Raw genomic sequence first — 253 nt, forward strand, 5'->3', positions numbered from 1 at the left:
TGCATCGCGGGCCGCCCGGTCAGCTGGCCAGCGCCAGGCGCACCGCGTCGGCGCACCAGCCCATCAGCCCGCCCGGCAGCAGCCCGAACAGCAGCACCGCGGCGCCGTTGGCGGCCAGCAGCGCGCGCACGCCGCCGCCGGTCGGCAGCAACGGTGCCGTGGCCTCGGCATCGTCGAAGTACATCGCCTTGACGACACGGAGGTAGTAGAAGGCGCCGATCAGCGACAGCAGCACCGCCACCACCGCCAGCAC

1 pseudogene is annotated in these 253 nt (G+C 73.9%); it reads right to left on the minus strand.

Annotated elements, in window-relative coordinates:
• Positions 1 to 19 precede the first annotated feature (19 nt).
• Positions 20 to 253: pseudogene (locus tag J8I82_RS38160) on the minus strand (NADH:ubiquinone oxidoreductase subunit N); the annotation flags it as partial.

The organism is Cupriavidus consociatus, assembly GCF_017814975.1.
GTDB classification, from domain to species: Bacteria; Pseudomonadota; Gammaproteobacteria; order Burkholderiales; family Burkholderiaceae; genus Cupriavidus; species Cupriavidus consociatus.